This window comes from Streptomyces sp. NPDC087310, assembly GCF_044744405.1.
Lineage (GTDB): Bacteria > Actinomycetota > Actinomycetes > Streptomycetales > Streptomycetaceae > Streptomyces.
In genome coordinates this window covers 838,555-859,840 of the sequence record NZ_JBIUYF010000003.1, presented here as the reverse complement: position 1 = coordinate 859,840, position 21,286 = coordinate 838,555, and the positions used below count along the sequence as shown (strand labels likewise).

The following is a 21,286-nucleotide window of genomic DNA, read 5'->3' as shown; positions in this document are numbered from 1 at the left end:
GAGAAGGTAGGGAGTCACCGATGAGCGACCCCGGCATGCACGTCGCCGACGCTGTCACGACCGGCACCGTTGTCGAGGCCGGCAGTGTGGACCGCAGTATCGGTCAGCTTGTCGCCTCGGCGACCGCCGAGATGTCCGCACTGGTGCACGATGAGATCGCCCTGGTCAAGGCGGAGGTCCGGCAGGACGTCAAGCGCGGCGTCGTCGGCGGCGCCGCCATCGCCGTCGCTGCGGTGTTCGCGCTGTTCGCGCTGCCGGTGCTGAGCTTCGCCGCCGCGTACGGAATCCACAATCTGGGCCTGGGCCTCGCCTGGTCGTTCCTGATCGTGGGCGCCGCGTTCCTGTTGATCGCCGGGCTGCTGGCGCTTCTGGCGATCAGGAAGTTCAAGAAGGTCAAGCCGCCGGAGAAGTCCATCGCCTCGGCCAAGCAGACCGCCGCCGTGCTCCAGAACGTGAAGCCGCACCCGCGCGAGGTCGGGGAAGGCGCCAAGTCTGTGGCACGCTCGACCGTATGACCGCCCCTGATTCCGAGCCCGGCGCCACCCCCGGTACGACCCCGGCGAGTTCGCCCGCCCCGGCCCACCGGGCCGCGCCGGCGCCGGGCTCCCCCGTACGCCTCGACGGGCCCTGGACCCATCGCGACGTGGCGGCCAACGGCGCGCGCTTCCATATCGCCGAGATGGGCGACGGGCCGCTGGTGCTGCTGCTGCACGGCTTCCCGCAGTTCTGGTGGACGTGGCGGCACCAGCTCCCGGCGCTCGCGGACGCCGGGTACCGGGCGGTCGCGATGGATCTACGGGGGGTGGGCGGCAGCGACCGTACGCCGCGCGGTTACGACCCGGCGAACCTGGCCCTCGACATCACCGGCGTGGTGCGCTCCCTCGGCGAGCCCGACGCCGCGCTCGTCGGCCACGATCTGGGCGGCTATCTCGCCTGGACGGCGGCCGTGATGCGGCCGAAGCTGGTGCGCCGGCTGGCGGTCTCCTCGATGCCACATCCGCGCCGCTGGCGCTCGGCGATGCTCTCCGACTTCTCGCAGAGCCGGGCCGGCTCGTACATCTGGGGCTTCCAGCGGCCGTGGCTGCCGGAGCGTCAACTCCTCGCCGACGACGCGGCGCTGGTGGGGCGGCTGATCCAGGAGTGGTCGGGGCCCCGGCTGCCCGACGACGAGGCGATCGGGGTCTACCGGCGCGCGATGGCCATTCCGTCCACGGCGCACTGTTCGATCGAGCCGTACCGCTGGATGGTCCGGTCGATGGCGCGCCCGGACGGCATCCAGTTCAACCGGCGGATGAAACGGCCCGTGCGGGTGCCGACGCTTCAGCTCCACGGGTCACTCGATCCGGCGATGCGTACGCGCAGCACGGCCGGGTCGGCCGCGTACGTGGAGGCGCCGTACCGCTGGCGGTTGTTCGACGGTCTGGGACACTTCCCGCACGAAGAGGATCCGGCGGCGTTCTCGTCGGAGCTCATCAACTGGCTCAAGGACCCCGAACCGGACCGTTGAAGGTCCGGCGGACCGCAAACGTGAGCGGCGTACACACCATCGGGCGAACGTCACGAACGCTTGTCCTACGAACAGCCAAATGCCGGACGCATAGGCCGATTGGCCGCCTCCAGGGCGGTTACCGACCATGGGGCAGGGGCAGACGTCGGGGTATGGGCTGGACGCACGACTACGGTGACGCAGCACGCAACCGCCGCTCGGCCTCGGGGCCGATCACCCACAGAAGGGGCGGCTCCGATGATCAGCGCCATGATGCCCGGCTCGGCATTTCGCTGATTCTCCGCCGCAGGGCACGCTGGGTCTCGGCCCGGCTGCGTCATCAACGCACCTGACACCGCCCGGCGCCCGTCGCGGTACCGGCTCCGGCTTCGGCTCCCGCTCCGGCTTCGCGCCAACGGCGGCTAGAGCGCGCATCCCTGGGTGTCGACCTGCTGGTTCGCGGTCCGGCCGAGGGTGATGTCGTCGCGGATCTCGTCGACCGTCAGGGCGTAGCCGGTCTCGGGGTCGTCGAGCGACCTGGCGAAGATCACTCCGTACACCTTGCCCTCGGGGGTGAGGAGCGGGCCGCCGGAGTTGCCCTGGCGCACGGTCGCGAAGACCGAGTAGACACGGCGCTGGACCTCACCGCGGCGGTAGATGTCGGGGCCGTTGGCGTCGATACGGCCGCGGACGCGCGCGGAGCGGACGTCGTACGCGCCGTTCTCCGGGAAGCCGGCGACGATCGCGTCGTCCCCGCTGGACGCGCCCTCGTCGGTGAACTGGAGCGGCGTCGCCGGAAGGTCGGGCACGTCCAGTACGGCGATGTCGCGCCGCCAGTCGTAGAGGACGACCTTGGCGTCGTACAGCTTGCCCTCGCCGCCGATCTGAACCGTCGGCTCGCTCACGCCGCCGACCACGTGCGCGTTGGTCATGACCCGGCGGTCGGCGAAGACGAAGCCGGAGCCTTCGAGGACCTTGCCGCAGCTCGGGGCCGTACCGACGACCTTGACGATGGACCTCTGCGCGCGGGCCGCGACCGGGCTGCCGGCGAGCGCCGGGTCCGGCGCCTTGACCGGGGTGATGGGCTCGCGGGCGAACGGGCTGAAGACCTGCGGGAAGCCGTTCTGCGCGAGGACGGACGAGAAGTCCGTGAACCAGGTCGACGCGTCCGAGGGCATCACCTGGGAGACGCCCGTGAGCACCTTGGAGCTGCGGACCTCCTTACCGAGCGTCGGCAGCGACGTACCGGCGAGGGCGGAGCCGATCAGCCACGCGACCAGCAGCATCGCCACGACGTTGACCAGCGCGCCGCCGGTGGCGTCCAGGGCCCGGGCCGGGGACCAGGTGATGTAACGGCGGAGTTTGTTGCCGAGGTGTGTGGTGAACGCCTGCCCCACGGAGGCGCAGACGATCACTATGACGACCGCGACGACGGCGGCCGTCGTGGAGACCTCGGAGTCCTGCGTGAGCTTCGCCCAGACCACGGGGAGGAGATAGACCGCGACGAGGCCGCCGCCGAGAAAGCCGACCACCGACAGGATGCCGACGACGAACCCCTGGCGGTAGCCCACGACGGCGAACCAGACGGCGGCGAGCAGCAGCAGGATGTCCAGCACGTTCACCGTCAGTAGCCTCGCTTGCCTCGCGGATATGTCTCCGGTGGCCCCGACCAGGGCACCGGGTCAGCCTTTCATGCACGCCAGTCGAGCGGGACCTGCCGGGAGCGGTCCCACGGCCGCTCCCATCCCGCGTGGTGCAGGATCCCGTCGATCACTCCGGCGGTGAACCCCCACACCAGGGCGGACTCGACCAGGAAGGCCGGGCCCTGGTGGCCTCTCGGGTGGCGGGCGGTCGCGCGGTTGGCCGGGTCCGTCAGCTCGGCCACCGGGACCGTGAAGACCCGGGCCGTCTCCGCGGGGTCGACGACACCGACCGGGGTCGGGGTCCGCCACCAGCCGAGGACGGGCGTCACCACGAAGCCGCTCACCGGGATGTAGAGCCGGGGCAGCACGCCGAAGAGCTGGACGCCCGCCGGATCGAGGCCGGTCTCCTCCTGGGCCTCCCGCAGGGCCGCGCGCAGCGGGCCGGTGGTCGCCGGGTCGCCGTCCTCGGGGTCGAGGGAGCCGCCGGGGAACGCGGGCTGCCCCGGATGCGAGCGGAGGTTGCTGGCGCGCTCCATGAGGAGCAGCTCGGGCCCGCGGTCGCCCTCGCCGAAGAGGATCAGCACCGCGGACTGACGGCCGCCCTCGCTCTCCGGCGGCAGGAAGCGGCTGAGCTGCTCGCCCTCGACGGTCCTGACGGCACCGACGACGGGCGCCAGCCAGTCGGGCAGCCCTTCGGTGGTGACGGCGACGCCGTCCGCCGATGGGTCGTAGGTCTCTCTAGCGCGCGTCATGGGCACCCCCGTCGTACAACGCCTGCCGTCGGCCGGATCGTTCCGCGCCCGTCCGGCCCCACCCGATCGTGCGGCCCGCTCGGCCGCCCCGGCCCGCCGTGCCCCGGACCTTCATACGGCGCACCTCCTCCACCTGCTCAATTCCGCCGCTCACTCCCGTCGCTCAGTCCGGCCGGTCAGTGCCGCCGCTCAGTCCGGCTGCTCACTTCCGCGACGTGCCCGCGGGCGGGGCCGGCTCGCCCGGGTAGTCGGCGGGCGGGCTCAGGCGCTGGCCCGGGTATCCGCCCATCTCGTACTTGAGGAGCTTGCGCGCCTTCTCCGGGTCCGTCTCGCCCTCTCCGTACGAGGGGCAGAGCGGCGCGATCGGGCAGGCGCCGCAGGCGGGCTTGCGGGAGTGGCAGACCCGGCGGCCGTGGAAGATCACCCGGTGCGAGAGCATCGTCCACTCGCTCTTGGGGAAGATCTCGGCGATCTCCGCCTCGACCTTCTCCGGGTCCTCCTGCTCCGTCCACTTCCAGCGGCGGACCAGCCGGCCGAAGTGTGTGTCCACGGTCAAGCCAGGGACATTGAAGGCGTTGCCGAGCACCACGTTGGCCGTCTTGCGGCCGACACCCGGCAGCGACACCAGATCGGCCAGCCGGCCCGGCACCTCGCCGTCGAACCGGTCGCGCAGCGCGGTGGAGAGCCCGATGAGGGACTTGGTCTTGGCGCGGAAGAAGCCCGTCGGCCTGATGACCTCCTCCAGCTCCTCCGGCACGGCCGCCGCCATGTCCTCGGGCGTCGGGTACGTGGCGAAGAGCGCGGGCGTCGTCTGGTTGACCCGGAGGTCGGTCGTCTGGGCGGACAGGACCGTCGCCACGAGCAGCTCGAACGGGTTCCGGAAATCCAGCTCGGGATGGGCGTACGGATAGACCTCGGCCAGTTCACGGTTTATCCGGCGGGCCCGGCGGACCATCGCCAGTCTCGATTCCGGTTTGGTCTTGGCCCCGGCGGCGGGGGTCGCCGCCTTGGCCTTTGACCCTTTTGCGGCTTTTTTCGGTTTCGCCGAAGGCTGTTCGCCCACAGCGGAATTACGCTCCGCGGACACTCTTCCAGCCCCCTTGGCCTGCGCTGTCACCGGCGAGTTGGACACCCGGCCAGCGTAAAGCCCCCCACTGACATCCGCCCCGACCATGGCGGATCACCACTCGAATCGGCCCTACGGGCACGGTGGGGCACGTACGTACGTCAAACTTGTGACTGATCGCACGGTTTCGAACAACCAGTTCGAACAACCGGAGCTCGGCGGAGGGCGGAGAAAGCCCAGGATGCCGAGCCACCCGAGAAGAAGCAGCACGTACGGCATCATGGGGACCACGGTCCTCTGAGCAGGTGGGGACCACGGTTCCCTGAGCAGGTCGACAAGGAGAGAACACGTGGACGACGTTCTGCGGCGTGCCCCGCTCTTCGCGGCGCTCGATGACGAGCAGGCAGCGGAGCTCCGCGCCTCGATGAGTGAAGCGACGCTGGCGCGCGGTGACGCGCTGTTCCACGAGGGCGACCCCGGCGACCGCCTCTACGTGGTCACCGAAGGCAAGGTCAAGCTCCACCGCACCTCCCCCGACGGCCGGGAGAACATGCTGGCGGTACTCGGCCCCGGCGAGCTGATCGGCGAGCTGTCCCTCTTCGACCCGGGCCCGCGCACCGCCACCGCGACCGCGCTCACCGAGGTCAAGCTCCTCGGCCTCGGCCACGGCGACCTCCAGCCCTGGCTGAACGCCCGCCCCGAGGTGGCCACGGCGCTGCTGCGCGCCGTCGCGCGACGGCTCCGCAAGACGAACGACCAGATGTCCGACCTGGTCTTCTCCGACGTTCCCGGCCGTGTGGCACGGGCGCTCCTGGACCTGTCGCGCCGCTTCGGCGTGCAGTCCGAGGAGGGCATCCACGTCGTCCACGACCTGACCCAGGAGGAGCTGGCCCAGCTCGTCGGCGCCTCCCGCGAGACGGTCAACAAGGCGCTCGCCGACTTCGCCCAGCGCGGCTGGCTGCGACTGGAGGCGCGTGCGGTGATCCTCCTGGACGTGGAGCGCCTCGCGAAGCGCTCGCGCTGAGCGCGGGACGCGCCGCTCACCCCTGTTTACGCATGATGGGCCCCGCCGGACGACGGCGGGGCCCATCGGCGTGTGCGCGGGCGCTCGGTGCGCCGCCTACTCCGGGATGAGGCCGTGCTCGCGCAGATAGTCGAGCTGTGCGCGTACGGACAACTCGGCTGCGGGCCACAGCGAGCGGTCCACCCCCGCGTACACGTGCGCCACGACCTCCTCGGGCGTGCGGTGGCCGTTCTCGACCGCCGTCTCGATCTGGGCGAGCCGGTTGGCGCGGTGGGCGAGATAGAACTCGACGGCGCCCTGTGCGTCGCCCAGGACCGGGCCGTGGCCTGGCAGGACGGTGTCGACCCCGTCGTCGACGGTGAGCGAGCGCAGCCTGCGCAGCGAGTCGAGGTAGTCGCCGAGCCTGCCGTCCGGGTGCGCGACGAGCGTGGTGCCGCGCCCCAGGACGGTGTCTCCCGTCAACACCGCGCGGTCGGCCGGCAGGTGGAAGCAGAGCGAGTCGGAGGTGTGGCCCGGGGTGGGCACGACCCGCAGCTCCAGGCCGCCGGTGGTGATGACGTCCCCGGCCGCCAGGCCCTCGTCCCCGAGCCGCAGGGCCGGGTCCAGGGCGCGTACGTCGGTACGGGTCAGGGCGGCGAAGCGCGCCGCGCCGTCCGCGTGGTCCGGATGGCCATGGGTGAGCAGGGTCAGCGCGACCCTCTTCCCGGCCTTCTCGGCGGCATTGATGACCGCCTTGAGGTGGACGTCGTCCAGCGGCCCCGGGTCGATCACGACCGCCAGGTCGGAGCCGGGCTCCGAGACGATCCAGGTGTTGGTGCCGTCGAGCGTCATCGGGGAGGGGTTCGGGGCGAGGACGTTCACGGCGCGGGCGGTGGCGGGGCCGGAGAGCACCCCGCCGCGCGGCTGGCCGGGGAGGGCTGCGGCATCACTCATCGGGGGCCTCCGTTCGGGCTCTGCGGGGGAGGCGCCGGTTCGACCCGCTTGGTGAACTCGTCGTGCCCCGGCCAGCTCAGGACCAGCTCCTCGCCCTCCAGCCGGGCCGTGGCCAGTACGGGCGCCAGATCCCGCCCCTCGGCCCCGGCGAGCGCGTCGGCGGCCGTACCGTACGACTGGAGCTGACGCAGCGTCGCGACGGTCGGCGGCATCATCAGCAGCTCGCCCTTGTCGTACGCCTCCGTCGCCTCGGAGGGCCTGATCCACACCGTACGGTCGGCCTCGGTCGAGGCGTTCCTGGTCCGCTGTCCGGCCGGCAGGGCGGCCACGAAGAACCAGGTGTCGTAGCGGCGCGGCTCGAACTCCGGGGTGATCCAGCGGGCCCAGGCGCCGAGCAGGTCGCTGCGCAGGACCAGCCCGCGCCGGTGCAGGAAGTCCGCGAAGGACAGCTCGCGGGCGACGAGGGCGGCGCGATCGGCCTCCCAGCCGTCGCGGTCGCCGTCACCATCACCATCGCCGGATCCGCCTATGTCCCCCACGACGGTGTCCGCGGTCTTCCCCGCGAGCAGGACTCCCGCCTCCTCGTACGTCTCCCTTACCGCCGCGCAGACGATGGCCTGCGCGGACGCCGGGTCGACGCCGAGCCGCCGCGCCCATACGTCGCGGCCCGGCCCTGCCCAGCCGACGAGGCGGTCGTCGTCCCGGGGGTCGACTCCACCGCCCGGGTAGGCGTACGCGCCCGCGGCGAAGGGCATGGAGGTGCGGCGGCGCAGCATGTGGACGGCGGGGCCGCCCGGCTCGTCGCGCAGGAGCATCACGGTCGCGGCCCGCCGGGGGGTCACCGCGGTGATCTCGCCGGCGGCGAGGGCACGGATCCGCTCGGGCCATTCGGGCGGGTACCACTGACCATTGGACATGGCCGGATGCTATGCGCTGGCGCGAGGATGTTCGAGAGGCACTTGGCCACGCGCCGGGGCGCGTAGGCGCGTACTGCGTCCCGGGCGGCGTCCGGGCGGCGTCCGGGTCCTTCACGTACGCGGAAAGGCCCCGCCCGGTACGTGCCGTACGCACGCACCGGGCGGGGCCTCTCGGGGTCGGGCGAAGACTCCCGGGTCCGGGAATCGCGCCGCTCAGTCGTCGGTCAGCTCCACCAGGATCTCGACCTCGACCGGCGCGTCCAGCGGGAGCACCGCCACGCCGACGGCGCTGCGCGCGTGCACGCCCTTGTCTCCGAGAACCTGGCCCAGCAGCTCGCTCGCGCCGTTGACGACGCCCGGCTGGCCGGTGAAGTCCGCGGCCGAGGCGACGAAGCCGGTGACCTTCACCACGCGCGCGATCCGGTCCAGGTCACCGACGACCGATTTCACGGCGGCCAGGGCGTTGAGCGCGCAGGTGCGGGCCAGTTCCTTGGCCTCGTCCGCGGTGACCTCGGCGCCCACCTTGCCGGTGACCGGAAGCTTGCCGTCCACCATCGGGAGCTGGCCCGAGGTGTAGACGTACGCCCCGGACCGTACGGCCGGCTGATAGGCGGCCAGCGGCGGTACGACCTCGGGCAGCGTCAGCCCGAGCTCGGCGAGGGTGGCGTCGACGGTCCCGCTCATACGCCCTTCTCCCGCTTGAGGTAGGCCACCAACTGTTCGGGGTTGTTCGGTCCGGGAACGACCTGGACGAGCTCCCAGCCGTCCTCGCCCCAGGTGTCCAGAATCTGCTTGGTCGCGTGCACGAGAAGGGGCACGGTCGCGTATTCCCACTTGGTCATGGGGCGACTGTAGTCGTACCGCGTGGCAGCCTCGTGCGTAGCCCGCGGCCTTACTGGTTAGGCTCGAATACGTGAGCAGGCTCCAGGTCGTCAGCGGCAAGGGCGGTACCGGTAAGACGACGGTCGCCGCCGCCCTCGCGCTCGCCCTCGCGACCGAGGGCAAGCGCACTCTTCTCGTCGAGGTCGAGGGCAGACAAGGGATCGCACAGCTATTCGAGACCGAAGCCCTTCCTTACGAAGAGCGGAAGATCGCCGTCGCCTCGGGCGGCGGTGAGGTGTACGCGCTGGCCATCGACGCCGAGCGCGCCCTCCTCGACTACCTCCAGATGTTCTACAAGCTCGGCAGCGCGGGCCGGGCGCTCAAGAAGATCGGCGCGATCGACTTCGCGACGACGATCGCGCCCGGCGTCCGGGACGTGCTGCTGACCGGCAAGGCGTGCGAGGCCGTACGGCGGCGGGACAAGCAGGGACGTTTCGCTTACGACTACGTCGTGATGGACGCGCCGCCCACCGGCCGCATCACCCGCTTCCTCAATGTGAACGACGAGGTGGCGGGGCTGGCCAAGATCGGCCCGATACACAATCAGGCGCAGGCGGTGATGCGTGTCCTGAAGTCGCCGGAGACGGCGGTGCACCTCGTGACGCTGCTGGAGGAGATGCCCGTCCAGGAGACCGCGGACGGCATCGCCGAGCTGAAGGGCGCCGAGCTGCGGGTCGGCAAGGTGATCGTGAACATGGTGCGTCCGCACCTCCTGGACGAGGCCGCCGTACGCGCCGCCGCGGGCGACCGCCGCAAGGAGGTGGCCAAGGCGCTCGCCTCGGCCGGGGTGGCCACGCCCACGAAGCTGGTCGGGCCGCTGCTGGAACAGGCCGCCGAGCACGCGCAGCGTGTGGAGCTGGAGCGCGAACAGCGGGCCGTGCTCGCCAAGCTGGGACTGCCCGCGTACGAGCTTCCCCTCATCGGGGAGGGGATGGACCTCGCCGGTCTCTACCGGCTGGCGGGAGAGCTACGGGAACTTGGTGAGGTCTTCGCATGACCCTGGACTCCGCGGCCGCCCCGCTCGACATCGATCCGCTGCTCGACGACCGGGACACACGGATCATCGTGTGCTGCGGCTCCGGCGGGGTCGGCAAGACGACGACCGCGGCGGCCCTCGGCGTACGGGCCGCGGAGCGCGGTCGCAAGGTCGTCGTCCTGACCATCGACCCGGCGCGCCGGCTGGCCCAGTCCATGGGGATCGACTCGCTGGACAACACGCCGCGGCAGGTCAAGGGCGTCGAGGGGCCCGGCGAGCTGCACGCGATGATGCTCGACATGAAGCGGACCTTCGACGAGATCGTCGAGGCGCACGCGGATCCGGACCGGGCCCGCGCCATTCTGGAGAACCCGTTCTACCAGTCCCTGTCGGCCGGTTTCGCGGGCACGCAGGAGTACATGGCGATGGAGAAGCTGGGGCAGCTACGGGCCCGCGACTCCTGGGACCTGATCATCGTCGACACCCCTCCCTCCCGCTCGGCGCTGGATTTCCTGGACGCGCCGAAGCGGCTGGGGTCCTTCCTCGACGGGAAGTTCATCCGGCTGCTGATGGCCCCGGCGAAGATGGGCGGCCGGGCCGGGATGAAGTTCCTGAATGTCGGTATGTCGATGATGACCGGGACGCTGGGGAAGCTGCTGGGCGGTCAGTTCCTCCGTGACGTACAGACGTTCGTGACGGCGATGGACACGATGTTCGGCGGCTTCCGCACCCGCGCGGACGCGACGTACCGGCTGCTCCAGGCCCCGGGCACGGCGTTTCTGGTGGTGGCGGCGCCGGAGCGGGACGCGCTGCGCGAGGCCGCGTACTTCGTGCAGCGGCTGGCGGCCGAGGAGATGCCGCTGGCGGGGCTGGTCCTCAACCGGGTCCACGGGAGCGGGGCGGCGCGGCTGTCGGCGGAGCGGGCGCGGGCCGCGGCGGAAAATCTTGAGGAGGGGCGCATGGCGGATCGGATACGGGGGAATGCTGGCAGTGGCGCTACCGCCACGGACAGCTCCTCTCCCGAAGCGTCCGAGCCGCACGGACTTCATGAAGCCGTCGAGCCCCCCGTAGCCGCCGAGCCAGCTTCCGACGCGGACAAGACCGAGAAGACCCCGGACACACCAGGCACACCGGACAGTCGAGAGACTCCACAGGCCCTGCAGACTCCAGAGACCTCAGACGAGCCGATCTCAGCGGCTCCAGACTCAGAGGCTCCAGGTTCAGAGTCCCCAGAAGGTTCAGAGTCCCCAGAGGAGATTGCGGCGGATGTGTCCGTTTCCGCCGCCGGTGACGCAGCCGCTTCTGTCACAACTGTGGAACAGCTCACGGCCGGTCTGCTGTATCTGCACGCCGAGCGCATGCAGGTTCTAGAGCGTGAGCAGCGCACCCGTGACCGCTTCACCGCGCTCCACCCCGAGGTGGCGGTGGTCGAGGTGGGAGCCCTGCCAGGAGATGTGCACGACCTGGCCGGACTCAGGACGATCGGCGAGCGTCTCGCCTCAGGGACACGCCGAGAGCGCGACTGATCGAGCCGAAATGGCATACGGGTCCGAATGGCAGTAGACGGACCGGGACATGAATCTGTCGTCGCGAGTCGTGAGTCGTCAGGCATGAACGAACGTGGGCCTGGGAGCGCAGAGGCCGGGAGCACAGAGGTGTGCCTGAGAGCTGGAGCTGGGGGTACGTAGACGACATTGCGAGGCCACGGGGATGTATGGCCCCCACAATGCGCGACACGAGGATCACTCCTGCCTCGCAACCGCTCGTCCACGCCACACCCAGCGCGCTCCCGGCAGGCTCCCGGCCAGGGCGGAGTCCGTTTCGGTATCGGTGGGACCGAAACGCATCCGCCCCAGCACCGGGACGGTCCGGGATCTACCCGACCGCCGCGTAGGTCTCGTACGTCTCGTCATCCTCCAAGCCCACGGGTAGCAGGCCCGCGCTGCGCTCGTACTCCGTACGCGCCGTCTCCAGCAGGCGGCGCCACGAAGTGACGGTCGGACGCCTGCGCAGCAATGCGCGGCGCTCCCGCTCCGTCATCCCGCCCCACACGCCGAATTCGACGCGGTTGTCCAGCGCATCGGCCAGGCACTCGGTCCGCACCGGGCATCCGGTGCACACCGCCTTGGCCCTGTTCTGCGCCGCACCCTGTACGAACAGTTCATCTGGATCGGTAGTGCGGCAAGCTGCCTGCGCACTCCAGTCGGTTACCCAGCCCATGCCGGCGCCGTCCTCTCCCGAATCGAGGCTCCCCCACGGCGGCAGCGGCATATTCACCGTTGCCAGTTGAGGACGTTACGGAAGGCGGGCACAGCGCAACACCCCCTTCGGGCCCAATCTTGAATGGCCCGAACGGACTATGCGTACGCGGCAGATCACCCAGGGGAGTGACCCAAGGGCATAAAGGAACAATCCAAAAGAGTCAGGTTATTTCAGTCGAGCCACAACGGACATACGGCGGTGGATCAGGGTGATTGGGACATCGCTTCTCGCGTTTCGGGTTCACGGGAAGTTCATCGGGAGACCTTGATGCATGACCGCACTGCTGTGACAGTTGGGGACAGCTTAGGCCAGAGCCTTGACGCGTGTCCGGCGATTGAGAACGTAGGCTGCCCTCATGCCAAAGAAGCGCTCGGGCGGGGGTCTGACCGGGACCCAGCAGGCCGCCAAGTTCCTCGGTGTGAGTGTGCTCGCGGGAGCGGTGCTCGCCGGAATCGCACTGCCCGCCTTCGGCGCGCTGGGGCTCGCCGCGAAGGGGACGGTCGAGGGGTTCGACGAGATCCCCGCCAACCTCAAGACGCCGCCGCTGAGTCAGCGCACCACGATCCTGGACTCCCAGGGTGGCCGGATCGCCACCGTCTATTTCCGCGACCGTACGGTCGTGCCGCTCAAGAAGATCTCCCCGTACATGCAGAAGGCGATCGTCGCGATCGAGGACTCGCGCTTCTACGAGCACGGGGCCATCGACCTCAAGGGTGTGCTGCGCGCGGTCAACCGCAACGCACAGTCGGGCGGCGTCGCGCAGGGCGCCTCGACCCTGACACAGCAGTACGTGAAGAACGTGTTCGTCGAGGAGGCCGGCGACGACCCGGACAAGGTCGCCCAGGCCACCCAGCAGACCCTGGGCCGCAAGATCCAGGAATTGAAGTTCGCGATCCAGGTCGAGGAGGAACTGGGCAAGAAGAAGATCCTGGAGAACTACCTGAACATCACGTTCTTCGGGCAGCAGGCGTACGGGATCGAGGCGGCGTCGCAGCGCTACTTCTCGAAGTCGGCCGAGGACCTGAAGCTGGAGGAGGCGGCGATGCTCGCGGGCATCGTCCAGTCGCCGAGCCGTTACGACCCCGTCAACGACGAGGAAGAAGCGACCAAGCGACGCAACACCGTGCTCCAGCGGATGGCCACCATCGGCGACATCTCGCAGCCGGAGGCCGACCGCGCCAAGGCCGCGCCGATCGAGCTCAAGGTGAGCCGTCCGAAGAACGGCTGCATCACGGCGGTCAGCGGAGCGGGCTTCTTCTGCGACTACGTGCGCGAGGTATTCCTGACCAACCCGGTCTTCGGCAAGAGCCGCGAGGAGCGCGCCGGGGTCTGGAGCCAGGGCGGTCTGACGATCCGTACGACGCTGGACCCGCAGGCCCAGTCCTCGGTGCAGACGTCGATCAAGGACCACGTCAACCAGAGCGACAAGGTCGCGACGGCCGTGACGCTGGTCGAGCCCGGCACCGGCAAGATCCTCGGCATGGGCCAGTCGAAGCCGTACGGCTTCGGGAAGAACGAGACGCAGATCAACCTCTCGGTCGACCACGGGATGGGCGGCTCGAACTACGGCTTCCCGACCGGTTCGACCTTCAAGCCGTTCCTCGCGACGGCGGCGATCGAGCGCGGCGTACCGCCGACGCAGTCCTACCCGTCGCCGTACGACATGCCGTACCCGGCGTCGATCCAGACGTGCAGCGGCAAGCCGTGGGTCAACACCGGCGGGGACACGGCCGAGAACGAGAACGAGTCCGAGGTCGGTCCGTACGCGCTGAAGGAGGCGATGGCCAAGTCGGTCAACACCTACTTCGTGCAGATGATAGGGCAAATCGGGCTCTGCCCGGTGACGGAGACGATCTCCAAGCTGGGCGTCGTCCAGGGTGACGGCAAGAAGCTTCCCGAGTCGCCGTCCGCCCTGACCCTGGGCTCCCAGGGCATCTCGCCGCTGCGGATGGCCAGCGCGTACGCCGCTTTCGCGAACCGGGGCACGTACTGCACGCCGATCGCCATCTCCTCCATCAAGACGGTGGCCGGCGGAAGCCTCAAGGTCCCGAAGTCGAGCTGCTCGCGGGCGATGACCGAGAAGACGGCCGACACGATCAACACCCTGCTCAAGGGTGTGGTGGACTCCGGTACCGGTGAGTCGGCCGGTCTGACCAGCCGCGACAACGCGGGCAAGACGGGTACGACGGACCTCAGGAAGAACGCCTGGTTCGTCGGCTACACCCCGAACCTGTCCGGCGCGGTCTGGGTCGGCAGCCCCTCCCAGCAGGTCCAGATGGAGAACATCACCATCGGCGGCGCCTACCACGACAAGGTGTTCGGTGGTCAGGTGCCGGGACCGATCTGGAAGGACGCGGTCACCGGGGCGCTGGACGGCAAGGAAGCGCCGACCTTCAACACCATCGACATCCCGGACGCGCCGAAGACCAAGGACCCGGACCGCGACAACCCGGGCGGCGGCGACGGCGGCCGGGACAATGGCGGCTCCGACAACGGCGGCTCCGACAACGGTGGTTCGAACAATGGCGGTTCGAACAACGGTGGCAACGGAAACGGCGGCTCGGGCGACGGGAAGCCGGGCGGCGGCTTCGAGTTCCCGTTCGGCGGCGGCCGTAACGGCGGTGGCAACGGAAACGGCGGCGGGAACTTCCCGTAACCGCGCACCCGCGCTTCTGACCGCGTAACCGACCGGAGGGTGGCCCGCACACATGCGGGCCACCCTCCGGTCCGTTCCGAGCCGCCGTTCCGCCCGTCCCGGCTCAGCCCTGGCCGACTGCTCGGCGCCGACCGGCGAACGGAGAGCGGCGGCTCAGCCCTGGGCGGTGAGCGACCGCTTCACCAGGGCCGCGACCCGGCCGCCCTCGGCGAGACCGGCCACCTTCGGGTTCACGATCTTCATGACGGCGCCCATCGCCCGGGGCCCCTCGGCACCGGCGGCCTTCGCCTCCGCGACGGCCTGCGCCACGATCCCGGCCAGCTCCTCGTCGGTGAGCTGCTTCGGCAGATACGTGTCGAGCAGCTCGCCCTCGGCCTTCTCGCGCTCGGCCTGCTCGTCGCGCCCGCCCTGGGCGAACGCCTCGGCCGCCTCGCGACGCTTCTTCGCCTCCTTCGCGATCACCTTCAGCACCTCGTCGTCGGACAGCTCGCGCGCCGACGTGCCCGAGACCTCCTCCTTGGTGATCGCGGTGAGGGTGAGCCGGAGCGTGGCCGAGCGGAGCTCGTCCCGCGCCCTGATGGCCTCGGTGAGGTCTTCCTTCAGTCTGGACTTAAGGCTGGTCATGGGGCCAAGTGTGGCAGGTGGGCCCAGGTGGCCGCCTGCGGATATCCCCACCTGTGGACAACCGTCCCGTGAAGGCCCCCGTACACGCCCCGTGGATCTCTCGCACCCGGCGCGTCTGCGACGATGGGCACATGCGTGCACGCTATGGGGTTCCCCTCAAAGTCACCGCCGGTATCGCGGCAGTAGGGGCGGCGGGCCTCGCCTACGCCGCCGGATTCGAAGCCCGCTCGTTCCGGCTGCGGAGGATCTCCGTACCGGTGCTGCCGCGCGGAATGCGCGATCTTCGCGTCCTCCAGGTCTCCGACATCCACATGGTGAGCGGACAGCGCAAGAAACAGCGCTGGCTCCAGTCGCTGGCCGGGCTGCGCCCCGACTTCGTCGTCAACACCGGCGACAACCTCTCGGACCCGGAGGCCGTGCCGGAGGTGCTGGACGCGCTGGGCCCGCTGATGGAGCTCCCCGGCGTCTACGTCTTCGGCTCGAACGACTACTACGGCCCGAAACTCCGCAACCCGGCCCGCTACCTCTTCGAGAAGGCCCAGGGCCGCCACGGCCTGAACGGCAACGCCCCGGCCGTCGCCGCGGTGCACAACCCGTGGGAGCCCATGCGTGACGCCTTCGACGAGGCGGGCTGGGTGGGCCTGAACAACGCGCGCGGCCGGCTCAAGATCGACGGCCACGAGATCGCCTTCACCGGCGTCGACGACCCGCACATCAAGCGGGACAGGTACGCACACGTCGCGGGCGGCCCCGCCCAGGACGCGGACCTCTCGATCGGCGTGGTCCACGCCCCGTACCTGCGCTCCCTGGACGCCTTCACGGCCGACGGCTACCCCCTGATCCTCGCGGGCCACACGCACGGCGGCCAGCTCTGCATCCCCTTCTACGGCGCGCTGATCACCAACTGCGACCTCGACACGGACCGCGTCAAGGGCCTCTCCACCCACCGCACCCCGGAGCACACCGCATACCTCCACGTCTCAGCAGGCTGCGGCACCAACCGCTACACCCCCCTCCGCTTCGCCTGCCCGCCGGAAGCGACCTTGCTGACCTTGACGGCCAAGCGCGCCTGACGGGACCGGGCCGGGGGCGCCCGGGGCGCCCGAAACAGCCCCGGTGGGAAGCCACCGGGTGCTCCAGACCGTCTCCGGACCCGCTAAACCGGATTTCGTCTCCGGCCAGCGGTGGGCTAAAGTAATCGATGTCGCCAGCACAAGGGCGACATCGGGGTGTAGCGCAGCTTGGCAGCGCGCTTCGTTCGGGACGAAGAGGTCGTGGGTTCAAATCCCGCCACCCCGACAGTGAAGTACCAGGTCAGGGGCCTGATCCGCTTAGCGGGTCGGGCCCCTGAGTGGTTCGGGGGCCACTCTGGGAGCCATCTGGGAGCCGAGTTCGGGAACCGGCTCCCGGGCAGCTCCCGGGTTCCTCGCGCCGAGCCCGTCGATCTACCTCCATGCCCGTGAACTCCTCGCCGGTTCGCGCGACATTGAAGGTGTGGACAGCGAGCTTCTCGTTCTCGTGATGCCCGGTCTTAGTACTGGTGGGTACGGCAGTTATCGGCGAGATTGATCTTGTTCGGCTAGCACAGTGATCCAGGGCTGCCATCTTGATCCGCCAGACGGGCCCGGCAGCATCCAGATGCCGCCTGGACCATTGAATGCATATGAAGCCGGTCTCAGTCGCTCGAACGGCACAATCGCATCCATGCCTGACTGGATGCCCTCGTGGGGCACGACCGCGCTGATCTCGATCGTGACGTCCCTGCTCACCTTGATCGTCGCAGGTCGATACTTCTTGCCCCTGCTCGAAGTCCGCAACCGACGTTTCCAGGCGAAGATGCAGGCCCGTGAGAAGTACCAGGCGAACATGCTGGACGTCCTGTCCGCGGTTACTCACCTGCTCGCCGCACCCGTTGCGCCGGAGGCAACCGACACAGTGCGGACCGCGCTACGGGAAGAACGCGCCCGCTGGCGCGCTCAGGTCGACGAGGCGACCAAGTACCTTACCGACCATGCCGTGCAGCTCCTTTTCGCGTATAAGGGGACGCGGCTCCCGGAGTTGGCGGTGCGCTACTCAAGCAACGCGCGCGGGGTTTGGATCTCGGACCGCAGCGAGGATCGAAAGCTGACTGACCTTCGGGACATCACTCAGCACTGCCACTCGCTGTTCTTCGACAGTCCCGTGTACGCACGTCGGCGGGTCCGCTCTTGGACAGAGTTGGAACGGCTGCTGGACGAACTGGAGGCACTAGAGACCCCGAGCAGCAGGTGAGAACAGGAAGTCTCCCGTGAGCGTCGGCGCGCAGGCTCTCTTTCCCTCCGCGAACGCGCGAGAGCCTCGGAGGACTCTCAGTGCCGGCACTGTGCACGATGTGGCGCGCATGCTGCTTTTAGACTCTGTGTGTGGTCGACAGCTCTAGGGCAAGACGTGGGAGCGTTGCAGGAGCTTCCGGCGATGCTGGAACCGAGTACCGCCGCGGCGTCGCAGCATTCGCGGTGGCATGTGGGCTCGCAGGAGTTCCACTGCCGAGAATCGAGATCCCTCCCGCACACGCCCGAGTGGCGTCCGTGTCACTGGAGACCGACGACGCGGTCGACGACATCAGGATCGATTTCGAATCAGGATGGCGTGCGCTCGTGCAGGCCAAGCGGAGCTTGACTGCCGGTAAGCCCCTGCAGGACGCCGTGGCCCAGTGGGTGCACGCTGTGAGGGCCGGTCTCGATCCCGCAAAGGATCGCCTGGTGATCGTCTCAGGAACCCTGAGCGGCACCATGAAAGATCTGCAGCAGGTCCTGGATCGCGGACGTACTGACCATCCTGGCTCACCCACAGAAGACGAGAAGCGCATCCTGAAGCGTGTCGAAGATCTCCTGAGTGACTTGGACAGGTCCGAACGCGCCATCGCCCTGAAGTGCGCGGTGATCTGGGAGCTCCAGGTAGAGGAGCCGGACGGTCCTGAGGCACAGTTGGCCATCGGCCACTTACGCCATGTTGTGGCCCATTACCAGGACGACGCAGCGCGCGAGGCGTGGGCAGCGCTGATAAGAGTCTCGGGCCGCGCAGCCCGGCTCCGGGGTGGACACAGGCTCGCTGGCTGGCTGGCTGCTCTATGCGGTGAAGGCATCGAAATCAGCAACGCCAACGGAACCCCTGCGGCCGTACTGGAGACCCAGCGGCTGGCACTGGAACGGTACAGGGCACGCCTTGCCTGGGAGGGCGAGGCAATCGACCTACGCTCACTGGGTGCCGAGTTGCCCAGTCTCCCTCTCGCTCAGGCGGACGCAGGAATCAAGGTCGGCACAAACCCGGACGATAGCCGGGCCGAGAGTGAGCTGATCTGGGCATTCCTCCGCCGTGGCCGCGTAGTTCTGACCGGCTTGCCCGGAGGCGGGAAGACCACTGCGTTGAAGCGCCTGGCCGCGCAACTGGCTTCGGATCAAACACTGCCTCTCCCTGTGCAGGCATCGCTGCGCGAGGTCAACATGGGAGGTTCGCAAGCCAGTTTTCGGGATCGACTCATCGCTGTCGTCGTACGCGACGACAGGCCAGCAGACCGGAGTGTGCTCGCCACCGAGATCAATAAGCGCCTGGACGAGGATGGCGGCATCGCTCTGCTCCTCGACTCGCTCGACGAGACCTACGATCAGCGGTCGAAGGTGGTGAGCGAGCTATCGAAGCTGGTTGCCACGCTGCCTGAAGGAGTCTGCATCCTGCTGGCTACCCGCGATGTCGCCTACGGCCAGGCTGCCACGCTCGGATGGCCAAGCTTGCGCTTGCGATCACCAGCCGCAGCGGAGAGCACAGTGACCGCAGTCCTGGAGGCTGCTGCGGCCCAAGCACTTCCCGAGGCAGCAGAAAGGCCAGGCTGGGTTGGCGAGCGTGCGACATGGGTGCACTCAGCACTGGCGCAGAACGACCTACTGAGTGAGACGCCGCTCATCCCGGTGCTGCTGGCCCTGCTCGCCGCACGGCGAGCGACCGAGCTGCTCCCGAAGCAGCGTGCGACGGTCCTCGCAGCTGTCGTGAAGGACGTCGTGGCCGACCGTGAGGTACGGCGCGGCGATGGCCGCGTTCTGGGACCGTTGTCGGGCAGCGATCTGCACACAGCGACCATGGACGCGTTCACCAGCGAGGCCGCCGAAATCCTCAACAGCCAGGGGCGAGCCGTGAAGGAGTCGGTCGTCGCCGCCATCGCCGCCGATCTCCGTGAGCCCTGGGGACTACCGCCGGCCCGGGCGGCGACTGCGGCGCGGGACGCGGTCCACCTCTTCGACGAAACCGGCATCTTCGTACTGTCCGGCGCCGAGGAAACCGTCGCCCCACGGATTGCGCTGTTCGCTGAAATCGGAGACGCCATGCGGATCGTCTCCCGTCCGAACGAAATTCCGGAATGGGTCGATGCGCGGATCGCAGGCCAGCAGCTCGAACCGCTCGTCCTCGCGTGCACCCTCGACGTGGCCGTAGCCGGCGCCGCCTCCACCGCACTGCATCGGAAGCCAGGTGATGTCAGGCTGGCGAGGTCGCTTGCCCAGGCTGCCAAGGAAGGAGCCATACTCGACGACGCCACGATCCGACAGGTCTGCGAATGCTTGATCGCACATGTCGCCGACGGAACCCAGGAGGGTTGGCAGAGCTGGAAGGACCTCCTCTGGTTGCCTGTCCCGGCTGAGCTTCGTACGTCCGCGGAAGCGGCCGCAATGGAGCACGGTCCCGAGCACGCCCTGGTCGCGCGTGCCTCACTGGAGCTTTGCTTCCGCCCGGATTCCTCGGGCGTGGAGAACCCGCAGGTGCTGAGGGACGTACTTGCCCTGCGCTCATTGCCACACCGGCCGCCGTCGGACGGGAGTACGACACTCGACTTCACAGCTTGGCTCACAGACGACAGCTTGAGCAGGACACAGGCCGACGCGGCTGAGGTGCTCTTGGACCATATCCCGCACACCGCCCACTTGGTGGCCGCTTGCGCCGTAGAAGCTCCGGGCGGCCTCCAGAAGACCCTCATTCGGCTTCTCGCCGAGCGGGGGTTCGACGATGACGTTCAAGCCATTCACGACACGACGGCACAGAAGATGGGCGAGCTCACGAGGCCCTGGCTTTCGAACTATGACGGCTCCTTCCACGCGCACTTTCTGTGGCTGGTCGCCGACCACGTGACGGCCGACCTATCAACCGCACAGGCAACCCTTCTCGATGAGCTGGCCGACTTCGTCGAGACGATGGAAATGAACGCGGGCGGAGCGACACGCCTCGGTCGCCAACCAAACGACACGCTCCGAGAACTCATCGAACTCACAACATCGTTGTACGGGTTCGACCGCACAGTTCTCGCTTCTCAGGCGAAAATCGCCCTGTCGCGAACGGAACGATCGCAGGGCAACGACCCATACTTCGCGCTCTTCTACAACGCACAAAAGCGGCACGCTGCTGATTGGTCCGCGGTGAACGATCCCGAGGCGGCCGTGCAATTGTTGATACGCCTGCTGACACTCGGCCCCGGTCAGGCGACGTTCGCGGCGAAGTCATTGTGGGAGGCGCCCATCGCCGAGCAGGCAGCACCGCGGTTGCGGGACCTGTTGCCCAGGCTAACCCCAAGCACGAGACACCAGCGCCTCGCGGCTGCGACCTTGGCATCGCTTTCGTCAGGACCTGAACCCGACTGCTGGGTGCACAGCGAAGATCCCGTTCTGCGTGCCGTTGCAGCCTCCATGGTCATGCCCACGGGTGGGGAGTCGCTTACCGACCAGTTCCGACACCTTCTGGACGACCCTGATGGTTGCGTTCAAGAGGCAGCCATCAGAAACATCGTCAGGGCCCAGCCGCCAGATCTGATCGAGATCCTGACCAGGTTCACCACTCGGCCGACGCCGGGCTGGATGTGCTTGAGTTGCCGAACCGTGAATCCCCCTCCAGGGCGCACCTCGTGCTCGAAGGACAACTGCTCAATTGTTGGCGCCAATCCAGCCAAGCTCGCGAGTGCATCTCTGCAGGAAGCGGTGCAACGTGCGGGGAGAACGTGACGTATGCAGACCCGCCGCGTTCCACATTGGCCAGCGGCCCCGTTTGCA

General features: G+C 68.8%; 19 protein-coding genes and 1 tRNA gene. 11 read left to right on the top strand and 9 right to left on the bottom strand.

Going from position 1 to position 21,286, the window contains the following annotated elements; genetic code table 11:
* Positions 1-20 precede the first annotated feature (20 nt).
* From ACIO3P_RS14415 to ACIO3P_RS14405, 3 genes are all read left to right on the top strand, one after another.
* Positions 21-515 (top strand): phage holin family protein, encoded by a 495-nt coding sequence (locus ACIO3P_RS14415; protein WP_399297060.1) that lies wholly within the window; start codon positions 21-23, stop codon positions 513-515.
* On the top strand, positions 512-1,507 hold the full coding sequence (locus ACIO3P_RS14410; RefSeq protein ID WP_329824111.1) for an alpha/beta hydrolase: 996 nt from the start codon (positions 512-514) through the stop codon (positions 1,505-1,507). The genes ACIO3P_RS14415 and ACIO3P_RS14410 overlap by 4 nt, the downstream gene beginning before the upstream one ends.
* Before the next feature lie 152 nt (positions 1,508-1,659).
* On the top strand, positions 1,660-1,839 hold the full coding sequence (locus ACIO3P_RS14405) for a hypothetical protein (RefSeq protein ID WP_329824112.1): 180 nt from the start codon (positions 1,660-1,662) through the stop codon (positions 1,837-1,839).
* 69 nt (positions 1,840-1,908) lie between these two features.
* On the opposite strand, the gene ACIO3P_RS14400 is transcribed toward ACIO3P_RS14405, so the two are convergent.
* The 3 genes from ACIO3P_RS14400 to nth form a co-directional block, all read right to left on the bottom strand.
* Positions 1,909-3,108, bottom strand: coding sequence for a MarP family serine protease (locus ACIO3P_RS14400; RefSeq protein ID WP_329824113.1), 1,200 nt, complete (start codon positions 3,106-3,108; stop codon positions 1,909-1,911).
* A gap of 68 nt (positions 3,109-3,176) precedes the next feature.
* The gene (locus tag ACIO3P_RS14395; protein WP_401849445.1) at positions 3,177-3,881 is read right to left on the bottom strand and encodes an NUDIX hydrolase; all 705 of its coding nucleotides are present in this window, start codon (positions 3,879-3,881) and stop codon (positions 3,177-3,179) included.
* A gap of 202 nt (positions 3,882-4,083) precedes the next feature.
* Positions 4,084-4,944: an endonuclease III gene (gene nth, locus ACIO3P_RS14390; protein WP_401849444.1), complete on the bottom strand. Its 861-nt coding sequence runs from the start codon at positions 4,942-4,944 to the stop codon at positions 4,084-4,086.
* A gap of 352 nt (positions 4,945-5,296) precedes the next feature.
* On the opposite strand from nth, the gene ACIO3P_RS14385 reads away from it, so the two are divergent.
* Positions 5,297-5,971: a Crp/Fnr family transcriptional regulator gene (locus ACIO3P_RS14385; RefSeq protein WP_015034542.1), complete on the top strand. Its 675-nt coding sequence runs from the start codon at positions 5,297-5,299 to the stop codon at positions 5,969-5,971.
* Positions 5,972-6,067: 96 nt separating this feature from the next.
* On the opposite strand, the gene ACIO3P_RS14380 is transcribed toward ACIO3P_RS14385, so the two are convergent.
* The 4 genes from ACIO3P_RS14380 to ACIO3P_RS14365 all read right to left on the bottom strand — a co-directional run bounded on the left by ACIO3P_RS14380 (position 6,068) and on the right by ACIO3P_RS14365 (position 8,663).
* Positions 6,068-6,904, bottom strand: a complete 837-nt coding sequence (locus tag ACIO3P_RS14380; RefSeq protein ID WP_401849442.1) for an MBL fold metallo-hydrolase — start codon at positions 6,902-6,904, stop codon at positions 6,068-6,070.
* Positions 6,901-7,821, bottom strand: a complete 921-nt coding sequence (locus tag ACIO3P_RS14375) for an NUDIX hydrolase (protein WP_401849440.1) — start codon at positions 7,819-7,821, stop codon at positions 6,901-6,903. Before ACIO3P_RS14375 ends, ACIO3P_RS14380 begins: the two co-directional genes overlap by 4 nt.
* 213 nt (positions 7,822-8,034) lie before the next feature.
* On the bottom strand, positions 8,035-8,505 hold the full coding sequence (locus tag ACIO3P_RS14370; protein WP_329824118.1) for a RidA family protein: 471 nt from the start codon (positions 8,503-8,505) through the stop codon (positions 8,035-8,037).
* Positions 8,502-8,663, bottom strand: a complete 162-nt coding sequence (locus ACIO3P_RS14365) for a DUF4177 domain-containing protein (RefSeq protein WP_329824119.1) — start codon at positions 8,661-8,663, stop codon at positions 8,502-8,504. Before ACIO3P_RS14365 ends, ACIO3P_RS14370 begins: the two co-directional genes overlap by 4 nt.
* A gap of 71 nt (positions 8,664-8,734) precedes the next feature.
* On the opposite strand from ACIO3P_RS14365, the gene ACIO3P_RS14360 reads away from it, so the two are divergent.
* Positions 8,735-9,700 carry an ArsA-related P-loop ATPase gene (locus tag ACIO3P_RS14360; RefSeq protein WP_329824120.1) on the top strand — a complete coding sequence of 322 codons (966 nt, stop codon included), beginning with the start codon at positions 8,735-8,737 and terminating at the stop codon, positions 9,698-9,700.
* Positions 9,697-11,205, top strand: a complete 1,509-nt coding sequence (locus ACIO3P_RS14355) for an ArsA-related P-loop ATPase (protein ID WP_401849438.1) — start codon at positions 9,697-9,699, stop codon at positions 11,203-11,205. The genes ACIO3P_RS14360 and ACIO3P_RS14355 overlap by 4 nt, the downstream gene beginning before the upstream one ends.
* Positions 11,206-11,554: 349 nt before the next feature.
* On the opposite strand, the gene ACIO3P_RS14350 is transcribed toward ACIO3P_RS14355, so the two are convergent.
* Complete coding sequence (locus tag ACIO3P_RS14350; protein ID WP_030353248.1) at positions 11,555-11,899, bottom strand: WhiB family transcriptional regulator; 345 nt, start codon at positions 11,897-11,899, stop codon at positions 11,555-11,557.
* A 397-nt stretch (positions 11,900-12,296) separates the two neighbouring features.
* On the opposite strand from ACIO3P_RS14350, the gene ACIO3P_RS14345 reads away from it, so the two are divergent.
* Entirely contained in the window at positions 12,297-14,597 is a 2,301-nt protein-coding gene (locus ACIO3P_RS14345; protein WP_329824122.1) for a transglycosylase domain-containing protein, read from the top strand.
* Positions 14,598-14,750: 153 nt separating this feature from the next.
* Here the strand turns inward: ACIO3P_RS14345 and ACIO3P_RS14340 are convergent, their stop codons facing one another.
* On the bottom strand, positions 14,751-15,221 hold the full coding sequence (locus ACIO3P_RS14340; protein WP_329824123.1) for a GatB/YqeY domain-containing protein: 471 nt from the start codon (positions 15,219-15,221) through the stop codon (positions 14,751-14,753).
* Positions 15,222-15,352: 131 nt separating this feature from the next.
* On the opposite strand from ACIO3P_RS14340, the gene ACIO3P_RS14335 reads away from it, so the two are divergent.
* From ACIO3P_RS14335 to ACIO3P_RS14320, 4 genes are all read left to right on the top strand, one after another.
* Positions 15,353-16,294, top strand: coding sequence for a metallophosphoesterase (locus tag ACIO3P_RS14335; protein ID WP_329824124.1), 942 nt, complete (start codon positions 15,353-15,355; stop codon positions 16,292-16,294).
* A 152-nt stretch (positions 16,295-16,446) separates the two neighbouring features.
* A tRNA-Pro gene (locus ACIO3P_RS14330) sits at positions 16,447-16,520 on the top strand.
* Positions 16,521-16,925: 405 nt separating this feature from the next.
* Complete coding sequence (locus tag ACIO3P_RS14325; protein WP_401849435.1) at positions 16,926-17,492, top strand: hypothetical protein; 567 nt, start codon at positions 16,926-16,928, stop codon at positions 17,490-17,492.
* Between the two features lie 296 nt (positions 17,493-17,788).
* Positions 17,789-21,238, top strand: coding sequence for an NACHT domain-containing protein (locus ACIO3P_RS14320; protein WP_401849433.1), 3,450 nt, complete (start codon positions 17,789-17,791; stop codon positions 21,236-21,238).
* The last annotated feature ends 48 nt before the right edge of the window (positions 21,239-21,286 follow it).

Coding starts and splice junctions, on each gene's coding strand:
- ACIO3P_RS14345 (WP_329824122.1), top strand. CDS start 12,297: ATGCCAAAGAAGCGCTCGGGCGGGGGTCTGACCGGGACCCAGCAGGCC.
- ACIO3P_RS14335 (WP_329824124.1), top strand. CDS start 15,353: ATGCGTGCACGCTATGGGGTTCCCCTCAAAGTCACCGCCGGTATCGCG.
- ACIO3P_RS14395 (WP_401849445.1), bottom strand. CDS start 3,881: ATGACGCGCGCTAGAGAGACCTACGACCCATCGGCGGACGGCGTCGCC.
- ACIO3P_RS14340 (WP_329824123.1), bottom strand. CDS start 15,221: ATGACCAGCCTTAAGTCCAGACTGAAGGAAGACCTCACCGAGGCCATC.
- ACIO3P_RS14365 (WP_329824119.1), bottom strand. CDS start 8,663: ATGACCAAGTGGGAATACGCGACCGTGCCCCTTCTCGTGCACGCGACC.
- ACIO3P_RS14355 (WP_401849438.1), top strand. CDS start 9,697: ATGACCCTGGACTCCGCGGCCGCCCCGCTCGACATCGATCCGCTGCTC.
- ACIO3P_RS14405 (WP_329824112.1), top strand. CDS start 1,660: ATGGGCTGGACGCACGACTACGGTGACGCAGCACGCAACCGCCGCTCG.
- ACIO3P_RS14380 (WP_401849442.1), bottom strand. CDS start 6,904: ATGAGTGATGCCGCAGCCCTCCCCGGCCAGCCGCGCGGCGGGGTGCTC.
- ACIO3P_RS14370 (WP_329824118.1), bottom strand. CDS start 8,505: ATGAGCGGGACCGTCGACGCCACCCTCGCCGAGCTCGGGCTGACGCTG.
- ACIO3P_RS14325 (WP_401849435.1), top strand. CDS start 16,926: ATGCCTGACTGGATGCCCTCGTGGGGCACGACCGCGCTGATCTCGATC.
- ACIO3P_RS14375 (WP_401849440.1), bottom strand. CDS start 7,821: ATGTCCAATGGTCAGTGGTACCCGCCCGAATGGCCCGAGCGGATCCGT.
- ACIO3P_RS14410 (WP_329824111.1), top strand. CDS start 512: ATGACCGCCCCTGATTCCGAGCCCGGCGCCACCCCCGGTACGACCCCG.
- ACIO3P_RS14415 (WP_399297060.1), top strand. CDS start 21: ATGAGCGACCCCGGCATGCACGTCGCCGACGCTGTCACGACCGGCACC.
- ACIO3P_RS14350 (WP_030353248.1), bottom strand. CDS start 11,899: ATGGGCTGGGTAACCGACTGGAGTGCGCAGGCAGCTTGCCGCACTACC.